The sequence below is a fragment of the Vibrio xiamenensis genome (genome assembly GCF_900100015.1).
Lineage (GTDB): Bacteria > Pseudomonadota > Gammaproteobacteria > Enterobacterales > Vibrionaceae > Vibrio > Vibrio xiamenensis.
In genome coordinates, this window is record NZ_FNDD01000032.1 from 52,056 (window position 1) to 71,485 (window position 19,430).

A 19,430-nucleotide genomic window follows, 5' to 3' on the forward strand; every position below is an offset into this window, starting at 1 on the left:
GAGGTTATTGAAAGTGAATCACGCTGATGTGCTACTTGATTAGCCCCATGGCCTCAGGCAGAGTCATGGAAATGGCCGGAACGTAAGTCACCAACATCAAGACACCAACGATCACCACAAAGAATGGCAACAAGGTTTTGATTACCGCATCAATACTGATGCCGCTGACCTTACAGCCGGTAAACAGAATCGGCCCAACGGGTGGCGTGATGGTGCCAAGCGACAAGTTAAACACCAACAGAATACCAAACTGCACCGGATCCATGCCCAGACCCATACAGATAGGTAGGAAGATCGGAGTAAAGATCAGTACCGCTGGAGTTGGGTCCATAAAAGTACCAACAAACAACAGTACCACGTTGATGATCAGCAGAATGATGATTGGGTTATCGGTCAGTGACAATAAGAAATCTGCAATCATGCCTGGAATCTGGGTAAATGCCATCACCCACGACATAATCGATGACGTCGCCAACATAAAGATCACTATGGCCGACATCTTCGCCGTTTGCAGGAAGATATCCGGCAACTTACGAAAATCCAGCGAACGGTAACATAAGCTCAGGAATAACGAGTAAACCACCGCAATCGCCGACGCTTCTGTTGCGGTAAATACACCGCCCAAAATGCCGCCGATCACCACGATAATCAGTGATAAGCTTGGAATCGCTTCCATTGACACTTTTACGCACTCTGCAAGTGTCATACGGTTTTTTGCGATGTAACCACGACGTTTAGCCATGATACCCGCCACCGTCATCACACCAAGCCCCCACAAAATGCCCGGAATGTAGCCGCCCATAAATAGCGCCGAAACCGACACACTGCCCGCCACTGTCGCGTAAACGATCAGAGTATTACTCGGCGGAATCAACATGCCCGTTGGTGCCGAGGCGATATTCACCGCGGTGCTGAACGCTTTATCGTAGCCTTCTTTTTTCTGAATTGGCGACATGATACCGCCAACGGCTGCAGCTGAAGCCACGCCTGAACCACTGATCGAGCCAAACAGCATATTTGACACAACGTTAGTTTGCGCGAGTGAACCTGGAAAGAACCCACTGACGATTTTAGAAAAGTTGATCAGCCGTATTGCGATACCACCATTGTTCATGATGTTACCGGCCAGAATAAAAAACGGAATCGCCAGCAGTGCAAAGGAATCCAAACCGACAAACATACGCTGCGCCGAGGTAACCATGGCACCTTGGCCTGGCAAAATCATCATCATAGCAGCGAACGAAGAGATACCGACACTGATCGCTATCGGCGCACCGATAACCAGAAAAAAGACCACACCTGAAAACATGATTAAGGCAGCGGTTAAAGCCATGTCCATACCTTACTCCTAGTTGCCAGTAGACGAATGCAATTGCTTCAAACGTGAAGCCAGCTGCAGTTCGTTATATAAGAAATAGAACACCATCAGAGCACCACTTAGCGGAATCGCTGCGTAAATCACTCCCATTGGAATTTGCAGAGCAGAATCTAACTGCCACATTTGTCTCACTGCGCTGTTGTAGCCGCCAAAGATCATGATCGCTAAGGCGAACACTACAGTGACCAGCTCTATCAGCATTTCGACAAAAATTTGTGCTTTGGCAGAAAACTTCTCTTTTACAAAGGAAATCGCCATATGTTCTTTCAAACCAAACACATAGGCACTGCCGATCAGAATTAGCCAAATAAACAGATAACGCGATAACACTTCGCTCACCGCACTTGGACTATTGAATAGATATCTGACTACCACTTGGTAGGTAACCAGAATGGTCATGGCAGCGACAATCGAGATACAGACGCCAGCCACTAGCTTATCGACCCACTTTTTGAGCGTAGCGAACGCTCTCAGCAAGCCACTTTGTTCATTGCTCAACATAACTTTCAAACCTTAGTCAGGCCGAGGCATTCACCTCGACCATTGACGTTCACACGCGATTACTGCAGAGCGGTGATTTTTTCAAACAACGCTTTTTGCGCAGGCGTTTCAACTAACGCCTCTTGTAAGCCATGACAAGCTTCTTGGAATGGTTTGATGTCAACTTCAGTAAAGGTTGCACCTTTGTCTTGCGCCACTTTCTTAGCTTGTTCAATTTGAGCATTCCACAACTTGAACTCTTCTGGCGTACTCTCTTTCGCTAAACGTTTGATGGTTGCTTGATCATCGGCTGACATCGAGTTTAGGAAGTAGCTACTGATGACCACCAAGTCTGGCACCATCAGATGACGAGTTGCTGAGAAGTAAGGTGCTACTTCGTACTGCTTAAGATCGGAATAAGTGATTTCGTTGTTTTCCGCACCATCCAAAACGCCTTGTTGTACTGCGGTATATACTTCACCTTGGCTCATTGGTACGCCTGTACCCCCCATACAAGACAGCATTTTGATCATGGTGTCTGACTGCATCACACGGATTTTCTTACCTTTCATATCCGCAACCGATGTCACTGCGCCGCCTTTGGTGTACATGCTACGTGCGCCTGCGGTGTATGCGGTCAGTACTTCAAAACCGTATTTTTTAGTTGAGTTGAACAGCTCATCTAACGCGCCAGAAGTGAAGACTTTTTCTTGGTGCTCAGAGCCGGTGTAAACATAAGGCATACCAATAACGCGGAATGTTTTGTCGTAGTTCTCCACCAGTGGGTTGGCGACAACTGCCATTTGGATTGCGCCATTTTGAACCAGTTCAAGGGCCGCACGTTGGTCGCCCAATAGCTCGTTTGGATAAATGGTTAATTTGTAACGACCGTCAGTTTCTTGCGCTAACTTGTCACCAAAATCTTTTAGAGCCAGATACTGCGGGTGTTTATCAGATTGGTTAAACGCCGCTTTAATTTCTGTTGCCGCGCTAACTAGTGATGAATAACTCAGCGCACCACCGACAACTGTCGCGATTGTGGCAAGCTTTAGGGCAGATTGTTTAAACATGAAAAAGTCTCCGTAGGGTACAAATATAATTATTGTTTTGGTGCAAGATGGATTAACGAATCGCGTTCATATCAACGAAATCCATATCATCAAAAGTCTGGTTCTCGCCGAGCATGCCCCACACAAAGCTGTAGTTTTGTGTGCCGCACCCCGAGTGAATCGACCAACTTGGTGACAGCACCAACTGCTTGTCACGCACGATAATATGGCGGGTTTCGCTCGGCTCGCCCATGAAGTGGAATACCACTTGTTCAGGCTTCACATTGAAATATAAGTAAGCTTCCATACGGCGCTCATGAGTGTGTGCCGGCATGGTGTTCCAAACACTGCCAGGTTTAAGATGGGTAACGCCCATACACAGCTGACAAGTTGGTAAAACGTCTGGGTGTAAGTACTGGGTAATCACGCGGTCATTGGCGTTATCTTGTGAGCCAAGTTCAACACGTTTGGCTTGATCACGCAGAATTAGACGCGATGGATAAGCATGATGCGCCGGTGCACTTAAGCAATACAGCGTCGCAGGCGTACCTTCCACCAGCGATGTAAATTCGATCTCTTGCTCACCTTGGCCTAAATACAAAGCATCAAGATGCTCAAGTGTGTAAACCGCTGTGCTGGTTTTCACTTCGGCTTTTTCGCCTAAGTTAACAATGCCCAGCTCACGGCGCTGAAGGAAAAACTCGGTGCCGAAGGCCTTCTTATCGGCAAAATCATCCAGCTTTAGCGTCTGTTGATCTGGGCTAACGCCCATCGCCACTACGCGGTCAATATGGCTATACACCATAGTGATCTCGCCGGCTTTAAACAGTTGCTCGGTAAGAAACTCAGCTCTGAGTCGATCGGTATCGTATGACTTAGCGTCTACGGGATTGCTGTTGTAATTGATGTGCATTGCGGCCTCCTTGATGGAAGCAAAACTACCACTTATTTATATTTGATCAACTTCGTTTATATATAAACGAAATGAATTGTGATCCATAGTTCTAAAATGGCACTTTTGACGTGAAAAATTTTGAACTGACGCACTTATCGCCACAACTAAACTTTTTAACCACATGAAATGCCATTTATTGACCGCAATCAGAAGGATTTAATGGGTGAGAAACACAGCAAGAGAATGGCAGCACATGGGTGCTAAAAGGCTAAGACATGAAGTGAAGCAGAAGCTTGTGCGAACGATGGCAATTTTGAGCTTATACAACCCTGTGAAATAGAGTTTTTGTCTGCTTCGACCATCGCGCTTGGTCATAGGGAGAATGAAGTGGTGTAACTACATCAAGGTTATTGATTAACTTTTTTACTTAAAATACTTCGACTTCTAAACAAGGTTCGAGGAAATAAAAATCCAAGTATCTATCATCTTCTGTCATCACGACAAAAACTGTATATTCATCGACTCTTTTTACGTCTAAAACTAAAAGAATCGCCTCAAGATCATCACTTAAGCATTTAAAATCATTAGAAGAACGACATAGTTTATACTTTGCTTCCAACCAATCACTGATAATTAAGCAACATTCTTTTTCATAAGTTTTATCTTGATAATAATAAGCGCCAAATTTTATTTTTAACCTTTTGTTTTTGACATCAAATTGAGTATCTAAAGCGTATTCATCATCAAAGTTATATTCCATCATACTTCTTAATCATCCTGCTATTGAATTCAAGCCTAGGCGACTTTATGCACTACTGTATATCTTAAGCGAATCATCAAACATAATTGATAAAAAGCTTCTTGATACAGTTCACACTCAACTTGAAGACATGAAGAGAAAAAATTCGACTTAAAAAAACCATTGCCTCTCTAGGTGGAGAAAAGCAATGGTTTTTAAGATGGTGAGCAAAAATTAACGGTCGGTACTTTCAAAGATTTTATCGGCTGAGGCGGCGACAAATCCGGAGTAAAGTTTGCCATCGGCTTGAGGATAGCGCTTGGCGAATTCATAAAAGCCACCGGGAATGACCAGTTCGCCATCACTGAATTTGACCACTACTTTATCGGCCATGGTCGACGACTGTTCAAGCAGCACGTCCGGCGTACCTTTTACTTCACCACCGGATTCATTAATAGTGAAACCGGATTCGCGTAAGTGATCGTTCACTTGCTTCACTTGTTCAAACCGGTTGAGCTGATTAACGCTGACGGTGAAGTGATTCGCACCATAACCATGCGCTGCTAACCATGCTGCGTATTCACTCTCGCCCGCAAGGGTTTGATACTCTTGTTGGCTCAATTGCCATGGGCGACCTTGATAGAGAAAATCGCTGCCTTTGAAGTGCTCGCTATCAACTTGAGCCACCAAGCGCTGCACTATGGCTTGTAATTCCAAAGAGCACTCTTCTACCTTCAATTCGCTAATAAATACCTTAGGTAAATCAGGGTCAGGATGCTCAAAATGTTTCGCCACCAGCTTTTTGCTTTCGAACACATAATCGCCACCGGGCTGATAACCTAACTCGATAAACGGCTTGGCCAGTGTCATTAAGCCAAGCGGTTGTAAGTTAAAGGTTCGCAAAGCGATATGGTCGTTGATAAGCGGCTTATCTTCTTCAAGCAATTGATGCACTTGCTGAGCTGAAGGACATAAACGCTGAATATAATCCTTCCACAGTGATGCAAATAGAACGTCTGGCGTCATAACGCCTCCTGTCAGGTCGAATCAAGCGGTGAAGCGCCGTAGCTCTTCACTCGCTGGATCATTTCACGTTATTGGGCGCTCAGCCTTATGCTGGCTGAGTCGTCTTTTGAGTTTAGTCGAGCGACAAACCCGGGCTAAAAGTATCAGGCAGTACTGGCGCCTCACCTTCCATCGAAGCCATCGGATACGCACAGTAATCCGCGGCGTAATACGCGCTTGGACGCAAGTTTCCTGACGCTCCCGGCCCGCCAAATGGCGCATCACCGCTGGCCCCCGTTAGCTGGCGGTTACGGTTTACAATGCCAGCGCGGATGTGGTCAACGAAATAATCCCACTCGCTGTCATCGGTCGAAATAAGCCCAGCCGACAAACCAAAGCGAGTGTCGTTAGCCAGTTCAACCGCTTGTGCTAAATCGGTATAACGAATCACTTGCAGCAACGGGCCGAAATACTCTTCATCTGGTAGCTCAGCAATCGGCGTCACATCAATGATGCCAGGCGTCACAAATGCAGCATCACCAGCGCGTGCATCAATCAGGCTATTAGCGCCAAGTGATAACAAATTCGCTTGCGCCGCTAAAATGAAATCGGCGGCAGCTTTTGAAATCTGCGGCCCCATAAACGGAGCAGGCTCAGCAAATGGTTGATCAACGCGAATCTGCGCGGTGGCTTTGACTAGCTTATCCAGCAGCGCATCGCCTTTCTCGCCTTGAGGTACGTACAAACGGCGCGCACACGTACAGCGTTGCCCAGCACTGATAAATGCCGATTGAATGATGGTGTAGACTGCAGCGTCTAGGTCACCATAATGCTCAGAAATCACCATCGGGTTATTGCCGCCCATCTCAAGCGCTAACATCTTGCCCGGCTGACCGGCAAATTGGCGATGCAGCAAATGGCCTGTATTCGCGCTGCCAGTAAACAGCAAACCGTCGATGCCGCGAGATTCAGCCAGTGCAATTCCGGTTTCTTTGGCGCCTTGTACTAAATTGATCACGCCCGCAGGTAGACCCGCTTTTTCCCACAGTTTCACCGCCAACTCGCCAGTCATCGGCGTTTGCTCAGACGGCTTGAACACCACTGTGTTCCCGGCGAGCAGCGCTGGAACGATATGGCCATTCGGCAAGTGACCTGGGAAGTTATACGGGCCAAACACCGCCATCACACCAAGCGGACGATGGCGCAACACGATTTGGTTGCCATTGGCTTCGCGTACTGTTTCGCCAGTGCGGTCATGATAAGCACGAATCGAGATAGCGATTTTACCCGCCATTGCGGCAGCTTCAGTGCGCGTTTCCCACAATGGTTTGCCCGTCTCTTTGGCGATGGTCTCGGCAATCTCTTCGCTGTGCGCTTTCACTTGCTCGGCAAACCCTAAAACGATTTGCTCACGCTGCTCAAAACTGAACTTTTTCCATGTCGCCAGCGCCTCACGAGCCGCGCTGACCGCTTGCTCAACTTGCAGCGCAGTGGCGCTATTACCATGCCAAATTTGTTGGTCATTGAATGGGCTGGTTGAGCTCATTGGCTCCCCTTCACCCGCTACCCACTGACCCGCAATCCAATGTGTCATATCTGTGTCCTTTTATTTAAAACCCGCTTTATTGCGCCAGCATACGTACATAATCCCCAGCTTTAAGATGCAGAGCATCCGCAACTTCAGGGGCGATAATCACCTTATTTGATTCGCGATCAAAGGCCGCTTTGGCAGCGGTGGCGCGGAAATTTTCAAACGAGGTGTTGGCAATCAAGTAGTCCTGCGAACTGGAATGCGGGGCGATTTGAACTTCAGCACGAATCGAATCGCGCACTGAATTGATGTTTCTTAAATCACATTCAACCGTCGGGCCAGCATCAAAAATGTCGACATAATTACGGCAGGTGAAACCTTCGTTTTCTAAAAGCTTAAGTGCTGGCTTAGTATTGTCATGTACCTGACCAATCACCGCTTGCGCTTCTTTGCTGAGTAAGTTGATGTAAATCGGCAGCTTGGGCATCAAGTCAGCGATAAAGCCTTTTTTACCAATCCCGGTCAGGTAATCGGCCATGGTGAAGTCGATGGAAAAGAAGTGCTCTTGAAGCCACTGCCAGAATGGCGAATTGCCATCAGCGTCGGAAACGCCACGCATCTCGGCAAAAATGGTTTTCGAAAAACGCTGTGGATGTTCAGCCATCATCAGGAAGCGGCACTTCGACATTAAACGACCGTTTAAACCACCGCGAAAACTCGGACGTAAAAATAGCGTACAGATCTCCGAACATCCGGTGTAATTATTGCCAAATGTCAGCAACTTCACCACATTATTCACACCAAGCTTAGGCGATGAATGCACGATAGTACTGATGTGGTAAGAATAAAAAGGCACATCCCAGCCAATCGAGGCTTCAATGCCGGTACAGCCAGCGACTTCTCCGCTCTCACTGTCAAAACCGACCATCAAGTAACCTTCATCTCCCGGTTCGGCGACGTTATGTTTACCAAAGCTGTATTCAGAATGCTGAATGCGGTTGGTGAGGAGTTCTTCATTCACCGGTAGAGATGTAAATCCGTGCCCTGATTCAACGGCACAAGTATGCAGCGCGTCGTAATCCGACATCGCAATAGGACGAACAACCAGCATCGTTACTTCCCTCCTGATGCAAGTAGTCCCTGAGAGTGTTCTCAGGTGATGGGTATCGCCCTTCACCTCCGCGAAGGGCGAGCAGTTTGCTTAAACCAGAGAGGCGATCGCCTTATCCAGTCTTGCTAAACCTTGTTCAATTTCTTCAGGCGTGATAACTAAAGATGGCGTAAAGCGCACAACGCTTGCACCAGCCACCAGCATCATTAAACCCTGTTTGCCCGCTGCGACTAAAACGTCACGCGCGCGGCCTTGCCATGCTTCATTAAGCGCACCACCAAGTAGCAAACCTTTACCGCGAATTTCGCTGAAGATGCCATATTTATCGTTGATCTTCTGCAAACCTTCACGCATCAGCACTTCACGCTCTTTCACGCCAGCCAGTGTTTTTGGATCGCTGGTGATCTCAACCACAGCTTCTGCAACAGCACAAGCCAGTGGGTTACCGCCGTAGGTCGAGCCGTGTACGCCAACTTTCATGTGTTTAGCCAGTTCAGTCGTGGTTAGCATTGCACCAATTGGGAAGCCGCCACCAAGAGATTTTGCCGTGCTTAGAATGTCTGGTGTAATACCAAGGCCTTGATAAGCATAGAAATCGCCAGTACGGCCATTACCTGTTTGCACTTCATCAAAAATCAGTAGTGCGTTGTGTTTGTCACACAGCTCACGAACCGCTTGAACAAATTCTGGCGTTGGAGAAACAATGCCGCCTTCACCTTGCAATGGTTCCATCATTACCGCGCAAGTGCGGTCAGAAATATGGGCTTGCAAAGCAGCAACATCGTTATAAGGCAAGTGAGTGATATCGCCTGGTTTTGGACCAAAACCATCCGAATACGCTTCTTGACCACCGACAGTCACGGTGAAGAAAGTACGGCCATGAAAGCCTTGTTTGAACGCGATGATTTCAGATTTTTCTGGGCCAAATTCATCGGCGGCATAGCGGCGAGCAAGTTTCAGTGCCGCTTCATTCGCTTCCGCGCCAGAGTTGGCGAAAAAGACTTTTTCTGCAAAGCTAATTTCAGTCAGTTTTTTAGCTAAACGCAGCGCAGGTTCATTGGTCATAACATTACTTAAATGCCATAACTTACTGCCCTGCTCGTTGAGTGCTTTGACCATCGCTGGATGACAGTGGCCTAAACAGCTCACCGCAATACCGCCTGCAAAGTCGATGTATTCGTTGCCGTCTTGGTCCCATACCCGAGCACCTTCTCCCTTCACTGGGATCATTTCCATCGGGTTATAACAAGGCACCATTACCTCATCGAATAAACCGCGCTCTACGTTTTTTTCCATTGTCATTGCACATTCCCTCTCGATACCGCATGGCTAACGGGCCAGCAAAACTCGAATCTGACTTTATCATCGAAGATTGTTTTGCTTTCAGCTAGATGCCGCATTGTATTTACATTTAATTAACCATTTCAATAGTGATTTATTCTTTTTGCTAGCAATCACTTAGCGTCTATTTCAGCGCCTGTGATTATTTATGCATCAAGCCACTTCTTTTATGAAGCGTTTTTTTGAACTGGCGCAAAAAAACTTCTCCAAGTCCAAATAAATCATAAGGTTAATATAAGGAAGCGAGTTATTCCGCGCATAGAATTGCACGGAGATAAATTGAGGAAAATTGGCTAATGGATATTAAGAAAGGTGATCGCAATCAGGGTTTTCGAATCAATTACGCGCGAGAAAGTTGGCGAGTAACTGGTGTCCTTGCTCGGTTTTGATCGACTCGGGGTGAAACTGCACCGCATCAATCGGCAGAGTTTTATGTTGATAACCCATGATTTCATCCATGCTGCCATCGGCAAGCGTGGTCCAAGCGGTAAGCTCAAACTCACTCGGCAAAGTGCCATTTTTGACCACCAAAGAGTGGTAACGCGTGACCGTTAGCGGATTATTAAGCCCTTGGAACACACTGCGGTTGTTGTGCTCAATGGGGGAGGTTTTACCGTGCATCACTTGCCGCGCGCGCACCACTTCGCCGCCAAAAGCTTGAGCAATGGCTTGATGACCGAGACATACGCCAAGAATCGGCAACTTATCGGCAAAATGGCGAATCGCAGCAAGGGAAATACCAGCCTCATTAGGCGTACACGGCCCGGGAGAAATCACCAGATGACTTGGTGCCAAAGCTTCGATACCGGCAATATCAATCGCATCATTGCGCACCACTTTAACTGCCGCGCCTAACTCACAAAAATATTGGTAGAGGTTATAAGTAAAAGAGTCGTAGTTATCGATGATTAGTAGCATGTGAAAATAAAGGTATCTTGGACCAAATCATAATGGCGGTATTGTGCAACACCATCGCGGAAAGGCAAGCACTAACTCAAAGGTCGGTTGCCACCTAACGGTTTACCCAAACCCTAACGTTCGAGTGCAGCCAAAATAGAGCAGTGGCTGGCATCGTCATCTAGGCCGCCACAACAAGCATCATTAATTTTCTCCAGTGCTTGGCGAATCGAATCCAACTCAACAATTTTATGATTGATCACCGCAAGCTTGGCACTGGTAATGGCTTTGACTTCGGCGCAGCTGTGTTCTGTCGCTTCTAATTTGATTTCCAGCAGCTCTTTGATGTCTTCCAAACTCAGCCCCAGCGCCTTTGCTTTGAGAATAAAGGCCACTTGGCGCTGGTTATTATCGTTGTAGAGGCGATATCCCGACTCACTACGTCCGGCTGGGGCTATCAGTTGGTTCTTTTCATAAAAACGCAGCGTGTCGGTACTCACACCGCAGCGTTTAGCCAATTCACCGATCTGAAACATAAAGCGCTCCTTTACGTAATTGTTACTTATCACACTAATTTTTGAGCAAATTGCAATTATTTTCGCCATGCCAAACGATTGCGCGAGCTTTTTTGTAATTAATTCGTTAGAATACGCGCCATCAAAATTTGGATGGTCTGCAACCAACGCCGCTCAAGGCACAGACTAAGGTCTTTACCAAAACTGGCCAAGTTATTACCCAAACGGGTAATCCATGTTCACTTTTGGCAAACATCTTTACACTCCACTTATTTGAGGAACAAGGAAGCATGAACAACGCTCGTCCTATTCGTCGCGCTTTGATCAGCGTATCAGACAAAACCGGTATTGTTGAGTTCGCACAAGCGTTAGCCCAGCGTGGCGTCGATATTCTTTCTACAGGCGGCACTGCGCGCCTACTGGCAGAAAACGGCCTATCAGTCACTGAAGTCTCTGATTACACTGGCTTTCCAGAAATGATGGACGGACGCGTTAAAACGCTCCACCCGAAAGTTCACGGTGGTGTACTTGGTCGTCGCGGCCAAGATGACGAAATCATGGCTAAGCACGACATCTCTCCTATCGATATGGTTGTCGTCAACCTTTATCCATTTGCCGAAACGGTTGCCAAACCAGGCTGTACTCTAGCGGATGCGGTAGAAAACATCGATATCGGCGGCCCAACTATGGTTCGCTCTGCGGCCAAAAACCATAAAGACGTCACTATCGTGGTTAATGCGACCGATTACGAGCGCGTTATCGCTGAAATGGATGCGCACGATAAATCTCTAACGCTGGAAACGCGTTTTGACCTAGCTATCGCCGCATTTGAACACACTGCTGCCTACGACGGCATGATCGCTAACTACTTCGGCACTATGGTTCCATCTTACGGTGACAACAAAGAAGGCGACGAAGAGAGCAAGTTCCCACGCACTTTCAACCAACAGTTCGAGAAAAAGCAAGACATGCGCTACGGTGAAAACAGCCATCAAGCTGCGGCTTTTTATGTTGAAAGCAACCCGCAAGAAGCCTCTGTGGCGACCGCGCGTCAAATTCAAGGTAAAGCACTGTCTTACAACAACATCGCTGATACCGATGCGGCGCTAGAATGTGTGAAAGAGTTCAACGAACCGGCATGTGTGATTGTCAAACATGCGAACCCTTGTGGTGTGGCTCTTGGCAAAGACATTCTTGAAGCTTACAACCGCGCTTACCAAACTGACCCAACCTCAGCCTTTGGCGGCATCATCGCTTTTAACCAAGAGCTTGATGCAGCAACCGCAGCGGCGATTGTTGAACGTCAATTTGTCGAAGTGATCATCGCGCCAGCAGTCTCAGCCGAAGCAGTTGAAGTGGTTGCGGCGAAGAAAAACGTGCGCCTACTTGAGTGCGGCGAATGGTCAAGTAAAACCACTCAATTCGATATCAAACGCGTTAACGGCGGCCTACTGGTTCAAGATCGTGACCAAGGCATGGTTGGTCTTGCCGATTTGAAAGTGGTTTCCAAGCGTCAGCCAAGTGAAGAAGAGCTGAAAGACGCATTGTTCTGCTGGAAAGTAGCGAAATACGTCAAATCAAATGCGATCGTCTACGCGAAAGGCGACATGACCATCGGTGTCGGCGCAGGTCAAATGAGCCGCGTTTACTCAGCAAAAATCGCTGGTATCAAAGCTGCAGATGAAAACCTTGAAGTCGCTGGTAGCGTAATGGCTTCCGATGCGTTCTTCCCATTCCGCGATGGCATCGATGCAGCGGCAGAAGCTGGAATCAAATGTGTGATTCAGCCGGGTGGTTCAATGCGTGATGATGAAGTGATTGCTGCGGCTGACGAACACGGCATGGCGATGATCTTTACGGGTATGCGCCACTTCCGTCACTAATCTTTACTCTTCATATTTGGTGTTGTAGCGGCGTTAAGTGCTTAATTGTTGCCTTGCTACAACACCAACTATTTTGCGTAAGCATTTTTAATAGATAAATTTTGAAATTCGTTAAAACCAAGTTTTAAGAATTTAATGCACCGCCATCTTTAAGAATCCGAACAAAGCACGCATAGTTGATAGTCATACATGCGCATGCTTGACCTAGAGATATTAAAAATGGCGCAGCGATAAGGATTTTAAAGAATGAATGTATTGATCATTGGTGGCGGCGGTCGCGAGCACGCACTAGGTTGGAAAGTTGCTCAAAATCCACAAGTTGAAAACATTTTCGTGGCTCCTGGTAATGCAGGTACTGCACTTGAGCCTAAGCTGACGAATGTCGCGATTCAAGTAGAAGAAATTGACAAGCTGGTCGCGTTTGCCAAAGACAACGGCGTGGAACTGACTATCGTCGGCCCTGAAGCGCCATTGGTTATCGGTGTGGTTGATGCGTTTCGCCAAGCGGGGCTAAAGATCTTTGGTCCAACTCAAGCTGCAGCGCAGCTAGAAGGCTCAAAAGCGTTCACCAAAGACTTTCTTGCTCGCCACAATATTCCTACCGCAGCGTACGCAAACTTCACTGAAATCGAACCTGCTCTTGAGTATGTTCGCGCTCAAGGTGCGCCTATCGTCGTAAAAGCTGATGGCTTAGCGGCAGGTAAAGGTGTTATCGTCGCGATGACACTTGAAGAAGCGGAAGATGCGATCAAAGACATGCTAGCTGGCAACGCCTTTGGCGATGCTGGTAGCCGCGTTGTGATCGAAGAGTTCCTTGATGGCGAAGAAGCCAGTTTTATCGTTATGGTTGATGGCAAGAACGTGCTGCCGATGGCAACCAGCCAAGACCATAAACGCGTTGGTGATAAAGATACCGGCCCAAACACTGGCGGTATGGGCGCTTACTCTCCAGCACCCGTGGTAACCCAAGAGATTCACGATCGCATTATGCAGGAAGTCATCTACCCAACGGTGAACGGCATGGCGAAAGAAGGCCATCCATACACTGGCTTCCTTTACGCTGGCCTAATGATCGATAAAGACGGCACACCAAAAGTAATCGAATACAACTGCCGCTTTGGCGACCCAGAAACCCAACCGATCATGATGCGCATGCAGTCTGATTTGGTTGAGCTGTGTTTGACCGCCATTGATGGAAAATTGGATCAAGCGGAATCCAAATGGGATCCGCGCGCGTCAATTGGTATCGTACTTGCGGCCGGTGGTTACCCTGGCGATTACCGCAAAGGTGATGTTATTTCTGGTCTGCCGAGCACCGAAACCGAAGGTGAGAAAGTCTTCCACGCCGGCACCAACGAGAAAGATGGCCAAGTCGTCACAAACGGCGGCCGCGTTCTTTGTGCAACGGCGTTAGGTAACACGGTATTGGAAGCCCAGCAGCGTGCCTACGCGCTCACCAAGCAAATCTCTTGGGATGGCGTGTTCTACCGCAGTGATATCGGCTATCGTGCTATCGCTCGTGAGCAAAACAGCTAACACCTTTATTGGCAGCCAAGTTCATAAGCAAGCAAAAAGGCGCTCATTGAGCGCCTTTTTTAATTCCAAATTTCAGTCAATTACTGATTCTCTATCAGCTCAGGTCGAGTGATACAGCCGTGATCTTCATCCGCAAGGCTGAGCAACTCTTCAACCACCACACGATTGCTTCTTAAGGTGCCCATAAAGGCAACATAACTATCAATAGTTGCTAAACGATTGATCACAAAGCTTGGCAAGGTTTGGTTAAACTCAACACGGGGATACGTTTGTCCTGAGCAAAGCTCAAGTGATGAGCCATCCCAGACGCCTTGCAGCAATTCCATACCCGTATCATCTTGCGCTAAAGTCGTTTGCTGTATCGTTTTGGCTTCTTGTTGATAACGCACAAGTTGCTCAGTACTCAAAGGAAGCACCTTGCCATCTAAACGATATTGCTGATAAACCGCTTCGCCAGACTTATTGAAACGCACATGAATCTGATAAGGGACTAAACCTTCGTCCGGTTTAATCTGTTCACCTTCACGAATAAACTCTCGAACTTCTTTCCCTTCCCAACGATAGTCAGACTTATACCAACCGTAATTACCAGAAAACACGTAGTCAGCGGCGGAGTCAGGCTCGGAAGACTTTTCGGTGTACCAGTAAAAACTGGTGGTGTCACCCATAGTCTGACCGCCAGTATAGTTGGTATACAGGTCAGGATTTTTGGTTGGCACCACCGATGAGGAGCAACCAAGAAGCAAGAAGCTTATTAATGAAGGGAGTACAACTTTATTCATAGTCGATAAAAGAACTGCACTAAGAAAGCCTTAGTGCAGTTAAAAAAATTATTTCACTGAATCTTTCAGTGCTTTACCAGCAACGAATGCAGGAACATTTGCAGCGGCGATTTGGATTTCAGCACCAGTTTTAGGGTTGCGGCCAGTACGAGCTGCACGGTGGTTAACTTTGAATGTACCAAAACCAATTAGTTGAACTTGGTCACCCTCTTTAAGTGCACCAGTCACACCGTCAAGAGTAGCTTCAAGAGCAGCTTTAGCTTGCGCTTTAGATAGGTCTGCTTTCTCTGCGATAAAGTCGATTAATTGGGTCTTGTTCATTAGGTTTCCCTTCTTATATGTTATTGAATTCTCCTCACTCTAAAGCATAAACGCCCCATCTGGCAAAGGTTTGTCGCTGATCTTTGGCTTTCATGACGTACTTTTAACCATATTCTGAGCATCAACTCACAATTTACCGGCTGGTTGGTTAAAATCCATACTTGATTTCGTGTCTTGGACACCTCATTTAGTTACTAAGATCCTGTGAGAAGGCTTATCAATTAAGGGCTAGACCACGATCTTGATCCAAAATAGTCGCCGAAATGCGCCTGCATTTAGCCAAATTTTTCTTCGTTTGGCGCCAACCAATCGACATCATTTTCGATATGAAAAACATATAGGGAAGACTATGTTACTGCTGACCCTTTACATCACGATCGCGATAGGGATTTCGTTCATTTGCTCCGTTCTTGAGGCGACTCTACTCAGCATTACTCCAACTTATGTTGCACAGCTAAAACAAAGATCTCATCGTAGTGCCGAGAAGTTAGATCAACTAAAACAGGATATCGATAGACCGCTAGCATCGATTTTAACCCTCAATACCATCGCACATACTATCGGTGCGGCGAGTGCAGGGGCGCAAGCAGCAGTGGTATTTGGTAGCCAATGGCTGGGCGTATTCTCTGCAGCGTTGACCTTTGGCATATTACTTCTTTCAGAGATCGTACCGAAAACCCTAGGTGCCACATACTGGCGCCAGCTTGCTCCTATCACCGCAGTGATTCTCAGCTGGATGGTATGGTGGCTACGTCCTTTCGTGTGGTTTTCAGAACTTATCACTAAACGGCTTTCTAAAAAACAGCAACCGACACCGATGCGCGACGAACTTTCTGCAATGGCCATTTTGGCGCGGGAAAGTGGCGAGTTTGCTGAAGGTGAGTCGAAAATTCTCGATAATCTACTAAGAATTCAAAATGTTCCGATTACTCAAGTCATGACGCCGCGAACCGTGCTGTTTCGCGTACCAGCAGAGCTGACGATCGATCATTTTCTGACTAGCTACAAAGAAACGCCGTTCTCGCGTCCGCTTATCTATAGCCAATCCAAAGATAACATCATTGGTTTCACCCACCGTTTAGAGCTGTTTAAGTTGCAGCAGGCTGGCTTTGGTGACAAACAGCTAGGCGCAGTCATGCGACCAATTCACGTCGTGCTCAATACCCTTTCCTTACCTAAAGCGTTTGAACAGATTATGGCGCAAAGGCTGCAATTAGCCTTAGTCGTTGATGAATATGGCACAGTGCAAGGCATTGTTACCTTAGAAGACATCTTTGAATATTTGCTTGGTGAACAAATTATCGATGAAGCGGACAAAACCACTGACATGCAGCAGCTAGCGTTTCAGAAGTGGGAGCAGTGGAAGCAAGAACATGGCGTCATCGAAAGTCGAGACGAAAAGGAATAATAAAGGGAGCACTATGCTCCCTTTACTCGATAAGTTATAAACTGATGCCAATATTACTCACGCAGTCTTCGCGCAGTTCTTGGCGCAGATCTTTAATCAGCTCAATATCACGCTCGGTCGCTTCGCGTAGTGGGCGGAAAATAGCCCACTGAACATCCCACTCTTCGCACACTGCTTGATTTTGTTTTTGGTTGTCATTGGTAATTTCAACGCCCGTATTGGCCAATTCAAGCTGAGCAACGGTTAGAACGGACTGCTGACTGATCTCTTGCATGCTCTCATACAGACCTTCTTCACGATCCAGTAAACCATGAAGTAAGCTAGATAGCGCTACGCACGCGTCTATGGCAGGCAGCACACCGTAGATTTCAAAGTCTTCCGAACTAGGAATCACGTCTTCAAGTTTTTCCAACTGACGCTCAAAATTCACTTTCGCGCTTTTAACGGTCAAAATTTCCCATACGCTATCAAGTATGTCGCGATACACTCGAGCTTCAGCGAACTCGGTTTGCTCACAAAACATCGCGAAATTAGGATACATACGCTCACATAGACACGCCATGAAGGTAATCTGTTGCCAAGGTTCTAACTTTTCTAGACGAACCTGAAGTGGATTTTGTAGCATGGTTACTCATTCGTTGCTGAAAAAGACAGCGGAAGTGTACTTGATATATAAGATGGAAAAAAGCCAAGACGATGAACAATTTTGCACATAAGCTCTATATCCTCACTCAGCAAGATGAAACCTACCACTCGCTACTGAGTGAACTGGCGCTTCCTGACCTCGAAATTACCACAGATAAAAACGCCGCAACCATCTTATTAGCCGCGCCACCGCTTGCGGCTAAAGCGCTCGACAGTTTCCCCAATCTTGAGTGGTTACAATCGATTTACGCTGGCGTTGAGCCTCTAGTGCAACCAAATATGCCCAATCATTATCAACTAACCAATGTGAAAGGCATATTCGGCCCACTCATCGCTGAGTATGTGATCGGCTATAGCCTCAATTACTACCGCCATTTTAGCCAATACAAAGAACAGCAAAACCAGCACCAGTGGCGCCCTCATCAGTTTGAGTCTTTAGCAACTAAAACCATGGTCATATTAGGTACGGGGGCAATCGGCTCAAAGCTTGCGAGCATCGTTAAAGCTTTTGGCGTGAAAACCATCGGCATTAACTCAAGCGGCATTCCGCCAAAAGGATCGCCGTTTGATACCACCTATCATATTCAGGAATTAGCGGTTGCGCTCAGTGAAGCCAATATCATTGTCAATACGCTGCCGAATACCTCGCAAACGCATAACCTGTTAAATCTCGAATCACTGAGCTACGCCAAAGAGGCTTTACTGTTTAATGTGGGTCGTGGCAACACGGTTGAAATCGCAGGGTTACTCGAGGCGATTGAGAACCAAAACATTCGCCATGCCTATCTCGATGTCTTTACGCAGGAGCCACTTAACAGCGACAACCCACTTTGGCAGCACCCGGCCGTCACCATTACTCCCCATATCGCAGCGCCAAGTTTTCCCAACCAAGTCGTTGAGATTTTTGCAGACAATTATGCGAAATGGCGCGATGGCTTTGGCTTGAATTATCTGGTCGATTTCGAAAAAGGTTACTAATGCTCAATACCTTACTTGATGAGATTCGTCGTTGCCGAGCTTGTGAACCGCATTTACCACTTGGCGCCAACCCTGTTATCCAAGCAAATGAAAACGCTAAACTGCTGATCATTGGTCAAGCGCCGGGCACGCGAGTCCATCAAACGTCGATTCCTTGGAACGATCCAAGTGGAGATAGGCTAAGAGATTGGCTACAACTCGATAAAATAGCGTTTTACGACGCCCGCAATATCGCAATTATGCCGATGGGTCTATGTTACCCAGGAAAAGGAACCAGCGGCGATCTGCCACCACGTAAAGAGTGCGCGCCGTTATGGCACAATAAAGTCTTACAACAACTGCCCAATATTGGTATGACGCTACTCATCGGCCAATATGCGCAAAACTATTATTTGTCCGACAAACCTAAAACCTTAACCGAAACAGTGCGTCAGTGGGATCGATGGGCGCCGCAATATATCCCACTTCCTCACCCTTCCCCGCGAAACACTCTATGGTTGAGAAAGAACCCTTGGTTTGAACAGGAAATAGTTCCTTACATTCGCCACTATGTACATCAACACCTTGCGATTGAGCCTAAATAGAGAATTTAAAAACGGCTAGCAAATTAATAACTACAAACAACAGATATTAAACGCCTACAACACGAGATAAATCGCCTCCCTCAAGGCAAATAACTCACTAACTAAATAAGCACTCTGCATTACTCACTTTTCGACACACGTAAAAAAGCCCCGTCATTTCTGACGAGGCTTAGTATAAGTGGCGGAATGGCCGGGCTTACGTTCAAGCGGGACTCATTCGACCGAAGGTCGAAACCTTCAAATAAGTGGCGGAGCGGACGGGACTCGAACCCGCGACCCCCGGCGTGACAGGCCGGTATTCTAACCAACTGAACTACCGCTCCACTAAATTGGGTCTCTAAATAAAGTCTTA

Annotated in this window: 19 protein-coding genes and 1 tRNA gene; 5 read left to right on the top strand and 15 right to left on the bottom strand. The window is 47.0% G+C overall.

The window, feature by feature from the left end; all coding sequences use genetic code 11:
• Positions 1-31: 31 nt before the first annotated feature.
• The 11 genes from BLS03_RS20640 to zntR all read right to left on the bottom strand — a co-directional run bounded on the left by BLS03_RS20640 (position 32) and on the right by zntR (position 10,962).
• Entirely contained in the window at positions 32-1,333 is a 1,302-nt protein-coding gene (locus tag BLS03_RS20640) for a TRAP transporter large permease (protein WP_425445123.1), read from the bottom strand.
• A gap of 15 nt (positions 1,334-1,348) precedes the next feature.
• On the bottom strand, positions 1,349-1,879 hold the full coding sequence (locus BLS03_RS20645; protein ID WP_093278450.1) for a TRAP transporter small permease: 531 nt from the start codon (positions 1,877-1,879) through the stop codon (positions 1,349-1,351).
• A gap of 59 nt (positions 1,880-1,938) precedes the next feature.
• Positions 1,939-2,928 carry a TRAP transporter substrate-binding protein gene (locus tag BLS03_RS20650; RefSeq protein ID WP_093278452.1) on the bottom strand — a complete coding sequence of 330 codons (990 nt, stop codon included), beginning with the start codon at positions 2,926-2,928 and terminating at the stop codon, positions 1,939-1,941.
• Positions 2,929-2,980: 52 nt separating this feature from the next.
• The gene (gene kduI, locus BLS03_RS20655; RefSeq protein ID WP_093278453.1) at positions 2,981-3,820 is read right to left on the bottom strand and encodes a 5-dehydro-4-deoxy-D-glucuronate isomerase; all 840 of its coding nucleotides are present in this window, start codon (positions 3,818-3,820) and stop codon (positions 2,981-2,983) included.
• Positions 3,821-4,229: 409 nt separating this feature from the next.
• Positions 4,230-4,565 (bottom strand): hypothetical protein, encoded by a 336-nt coding sequence (locus BLS03_RS20660; RefSeq protein ID WP_143015669.1) that lies wholly within the window; start codon positions 4,563-4,565, stop codon positions 4,230-4,232.
• A 210-nt stretch (positions 4,566-4,775) separates the two neighbouring features.
• Entirely contained in the window at positions 4,776-5,567 is a 792-nt protein-coding gene (locus BLS03_RS20665) for a DUF1338 domain-containing protein (protein WP_093278456.1), read from the bottom strand.
• Positions 5,568-5,679: 112 nt separating this feature from the next.
• Complete coding sequence (astD, locus tag BLS03_RS20670; protein WP_093278458.1) at positions 5,680-7,140, bottom strand: succinylglutamate-semialdehyde dehydrogenase; 1,461 nt, start codon at positions 7,138-7,140, stop codon at positions 5,680-5,682.
• Positions 7,141-7,168: 28 nt separating this feature from the next.
• Positions 7,169-8,188 carry an arginine N-succinyltransferase gene (astA, locus tag BLS03_RS20675; protein WP_093278460.1) on the bottom strand — a complete coding sequence of 340 codons (1,020 nt, stop codon included), beginning with the start codon at positions 8,186-8,188 and terminating at the stop codon, positions 7,169-7,171.
• A gap of 90 nt (positions 8,189-8,278) precedes the next feature.
• Positions 8,279-9,490: an aspartate aminotransferase family protein gene (locus BLS03_RS20680; RefSeq protein WP_093278462.1), complete on the bottom strand. Its 1,212-nt coding sequence runs from the start codon at positions 9,488-9,490 to the stop codon at positions 8,279-8,281.
• Positions 9,491-9,865: 375 nt separating this feature from the next.
• Positions 9,866-10,447 (bottom strand): aminodeoxychorismate/anthranilate synthase component II, encoded by a 582-nt coding sequence (locus BLS03_RS20685; RefSeq protein WP_093278464.1) that lies wholly within the window; start codon positions 10,445-10,447, stop codon positions 9,866-9,868.
• Positions 10,448-10,560: 113 nt separating this feature from the next.
• Positions 10,561-10,962 (bottom strand): Zn(2+)-responsive transcriptional regulator, encoded by a 402-nt coding sequence (gene zntR / locus BLS03_RS20690; RefSeq protein ID WP_093278466.1) that lies wholly within the window; start codon positions 10,960-10,962, stop codon positions 10,561-10,563.
• Positions 10,963-11,231: 269 nt separating this feature from the next.
• Here zntR and purH point away from each other — a divergent pair, with 269 nt between their 5' ends.
• Positions 11,232-12,824, top strand: a complete 1,593-nt coding sequence (gene purH / locus BLS03_RS20695; RefSeq protein ID WP_093278467.1) for a bifunctional phosphoribosylaminoimidazolecarboxamide formyltransferase/IMP cyclohydrolase — start codon at positions 11,232-11,234, stop codon at positions 12,822-12,824.
• A 246-nt stretch (positions 12,825-13,070) separates the two neighbouring features.
• Positions 13,071-14,360, top strand: coding sequence for a phosphoribosylamine--glycine ligase (purD, locus tag BLS03_RS20700; protein WP_093278469.1), 1,290 nt, complete (start codon positions 13,071-13,073; stop codon positions 14,358-14,360).
• Positions 14,361-14,440: 80 nt separating this feature from the next.
• On the opposite strand, the gene BLS03_RS20705 is transcribed toward purD, so the two are convergent.
• Complete coding sequence (locus BLS03_RS20705; protein ID WP_093278470.1) at positions 14,441-15,142, bottom strand: DUF1481 domain-containing protein; 702 nt, start codon at positions 15,140-15,142, stop codon at positions 14,441-14,443.
• A 48-nt stretch (positions 15,143-15,190) separates the two neighbouring features.
• The gene (hupA, locus tag BLS03_RS20710; RefSeq protein ID WP_045954650.1) at positions 15,191-15,463 is read right to left on the bottom strand and encodes a nucleoid-associated protein HU-alpha; all 273 of its coding nucleotides are present in this window, start codon (positions 15,461-15,463) and stop codon (positions 15,191-15,193) included.
• 349 nt (positions 15,464-15,812) lie between these two features.
• On the opposite strand from hupA, the gene BLS03_RS20715 reads away from it, so the two are divergent.
• Positions 15,813-16,871 (top strand): CNNM domain-containing protein, encoded by a 1,059-nt coding sequence (locus tag BLS03_RS20715; RefSeq protein WP_093278472.1) that lies wholly within the window; start codon positions 15,813-15,815, stop codon positions 16,869-16,871.
• A gap of 34 nt (positions 16,872-16,905) precedes the next feature.
• Here the strand turns inward: BLS03_RS20715 and BLS03_RS20720 are convergent, their stop codons facing one another.
• Positions 16,906-17,496, bottom strand: coding sequence for a YjaG family protein (locus BLS03_RS20720; RefSeq protein WP_093278475.1), 591 nt, complete (start codon positions 17,494-17,496; stop codon positions 16,906-16,908).
• 71 nt (positions 17,497-17,567) lie between these two features.
• Between BLS03_RS20720 and BLS03_RS20725 the strand changes: the two genes are divergently transcribed.
• Together BLS03_RS20725 and BLS03_RS20730 are read left to right on the top strand one after the other, a co-directional pair.
• Positions 17,568-18,494 carry a D-2-hydroxyacid dehydrogenase gene (locus BLS03_RS20725; protein WP_093278478.1) on the top strand — a complete coding sequence of 309 codons (927 nt, stop codon included), beginning with the start codon at positions 17,568-17,570 and terminating at the stop codon, positions 18,492-18,494.
• Positions 18,494-19,078 (top strand): uracil-DNA glycosylase family protein, encoded by a 585-nt coding sequence (locus tag BLS03_RS20730; RefSeq protein WP_093278480.1) that lies wholly within the window; start codon positions 18,494-18,496, stop codon positions 19,076-19,078. Before BLS03_RS20725 ends, BLS03_RS20730 begins: the two co-directional genes overlap by 1 nt.
• A 246-nt stretch (positions 19,079-19,324) precedes the next feature.
• Here the strand turns inward: BLS03_RS20730 and BLS03_RS20735 are convergent.
• Positions 19,325-19,401, bottom strand: a tRNA-Asp gene (locus BLS03_RS20735).
• Between the last annotated feature and the right edge of the window lie 29 nt (positions 19,402-19,430).

Bases quoted from the DNA above. Each gene is read 5' to 3' on its own strand.
- BLS03_RS20640 (WP_425445123.1), bottom strand. From the start codon at position 1,333: ATGGCTTTAACCGCTGCCTTAATCATGTTTTCAGGTGTGGTCTTTTTT.
- BLS03_RS20645 (WP_093278450.1), bottom strand. From the start codon at position 1,879: ATGTTGAGCAATGAACAAAGTGGCTTGCTGAGAGCGTTCGCTACGCTC.
- BLS03_RS20650 (WP_093278452.1), bottom strand. From the start codon at position 2,928: ATGTTTAAACAATCTGCCCTAAAGCTTGCCACAATCGCGACAGTTGTC.
- kduI (WP_093278453.1), bottom strand. From the start codon at position 3,820: ATGCACATCAATTACAACAGCAATCCCGTAGACGCTAAGTCATACGAT.
- BLS03_RS20660 (WP_143015669.1), bottom strand. From the start codon at position 4,565: ATGATGGAATATAACTTTGATGATGAATACGCTTTAGATACTCAATTT.
- BLS03_RS20665 (WP_093278456.1), bottom strand. From the start codon at position 5,567: ATGACGCCAGACGTTCTATTTGCATCACTGTGGAAGGATTATATTCAG.
- astD (WP_093278458.1), bottom strand. From the start codon at position 7,140: ATGACACATTGGATTGCGGGTCAGTGGGTAGCGGGTGAAGGGGAGCCA.
- astA (WP_093278460.1), bottom strand. From the start codon at position 8,188: ATGCTGGTTGTTCGTCCTATTGCGATGTCGGATTACGACGCGCTGCAT.
- BLS03_RS20680 (WP_093278462.1), bottom strand. From the start codon at position 9,490: ATGACAATGGAAAAAAACGTAGAGCGCGGTTTATTCGATGAGGTAATG.
- BLS03_RS20685 (WP_093278464.1), bottom strand. From the start codon at position 10,447: ATGCTACTAATCATCGATAACTACGACTCTTTTACTTATAACCTCTAC.
- zntR (WP_093278466.1), bottom strand. From the start codon at position 10,962: ATGTTTCAGATCGGTGAATTGGCTAAACGCTGCGGTGTGAGTACCGAC.
- purH (WP_093278467.1), top strand. From the start codon at position 11,232: ATGAACAACGCTCGTCCTATTCGTCGCGCTTTGATCAGCGTATCAGAC.
- purD (WP_093278469.1), top strand. From the start codon at position 13,071: ATGAATGTATTGATCATTGGTGGCGGCGGTCGCGAGCACGCACTAGGT.
- BLS03_RS20705 (WP_093278470.1), bottom strand. From the start codon at position 15,142: ATGAATAAAGTTGTACTCCCTTCATTAATAAGCTTCTTGCTTCTTGGT.
- hupA (WP_045954650.1), bottom strand. From the start codon at position 15,463: ATGAACAAGACCCAATTAATCGACTTTATCGCAGAGAAAGCAGACCTA.
- BLS03_RS20715 (WP_093278472.1), top strand. From the start codon at position 15,813: ATGTTACTGCTGACCCTTTACATCACGATCGCGATAGGGATTTCGTTC.
- BLS03_RS20720 (WP_093278475.1), bottom strand. From the start codon at position 17,496: ATGCTACAAAATCCACTTCAGGTTCGTCTAGAAAAGTTAGAACCTTGG.
- BLS03_RS20725 (WP_093278478.1), top strand. From the start codon at position 17,568: ATGAACAATTTTGCACATAAGCTCTATATCCTCACTCAGCAAGATGAA.
- BLS03_RS20730 (WP_093278480.1), top strand. From the start codon at position 18,494: ATGCTCAATACCTTACTTGATGAGATTCGTCGTTGCCGAGCTTGTGAA.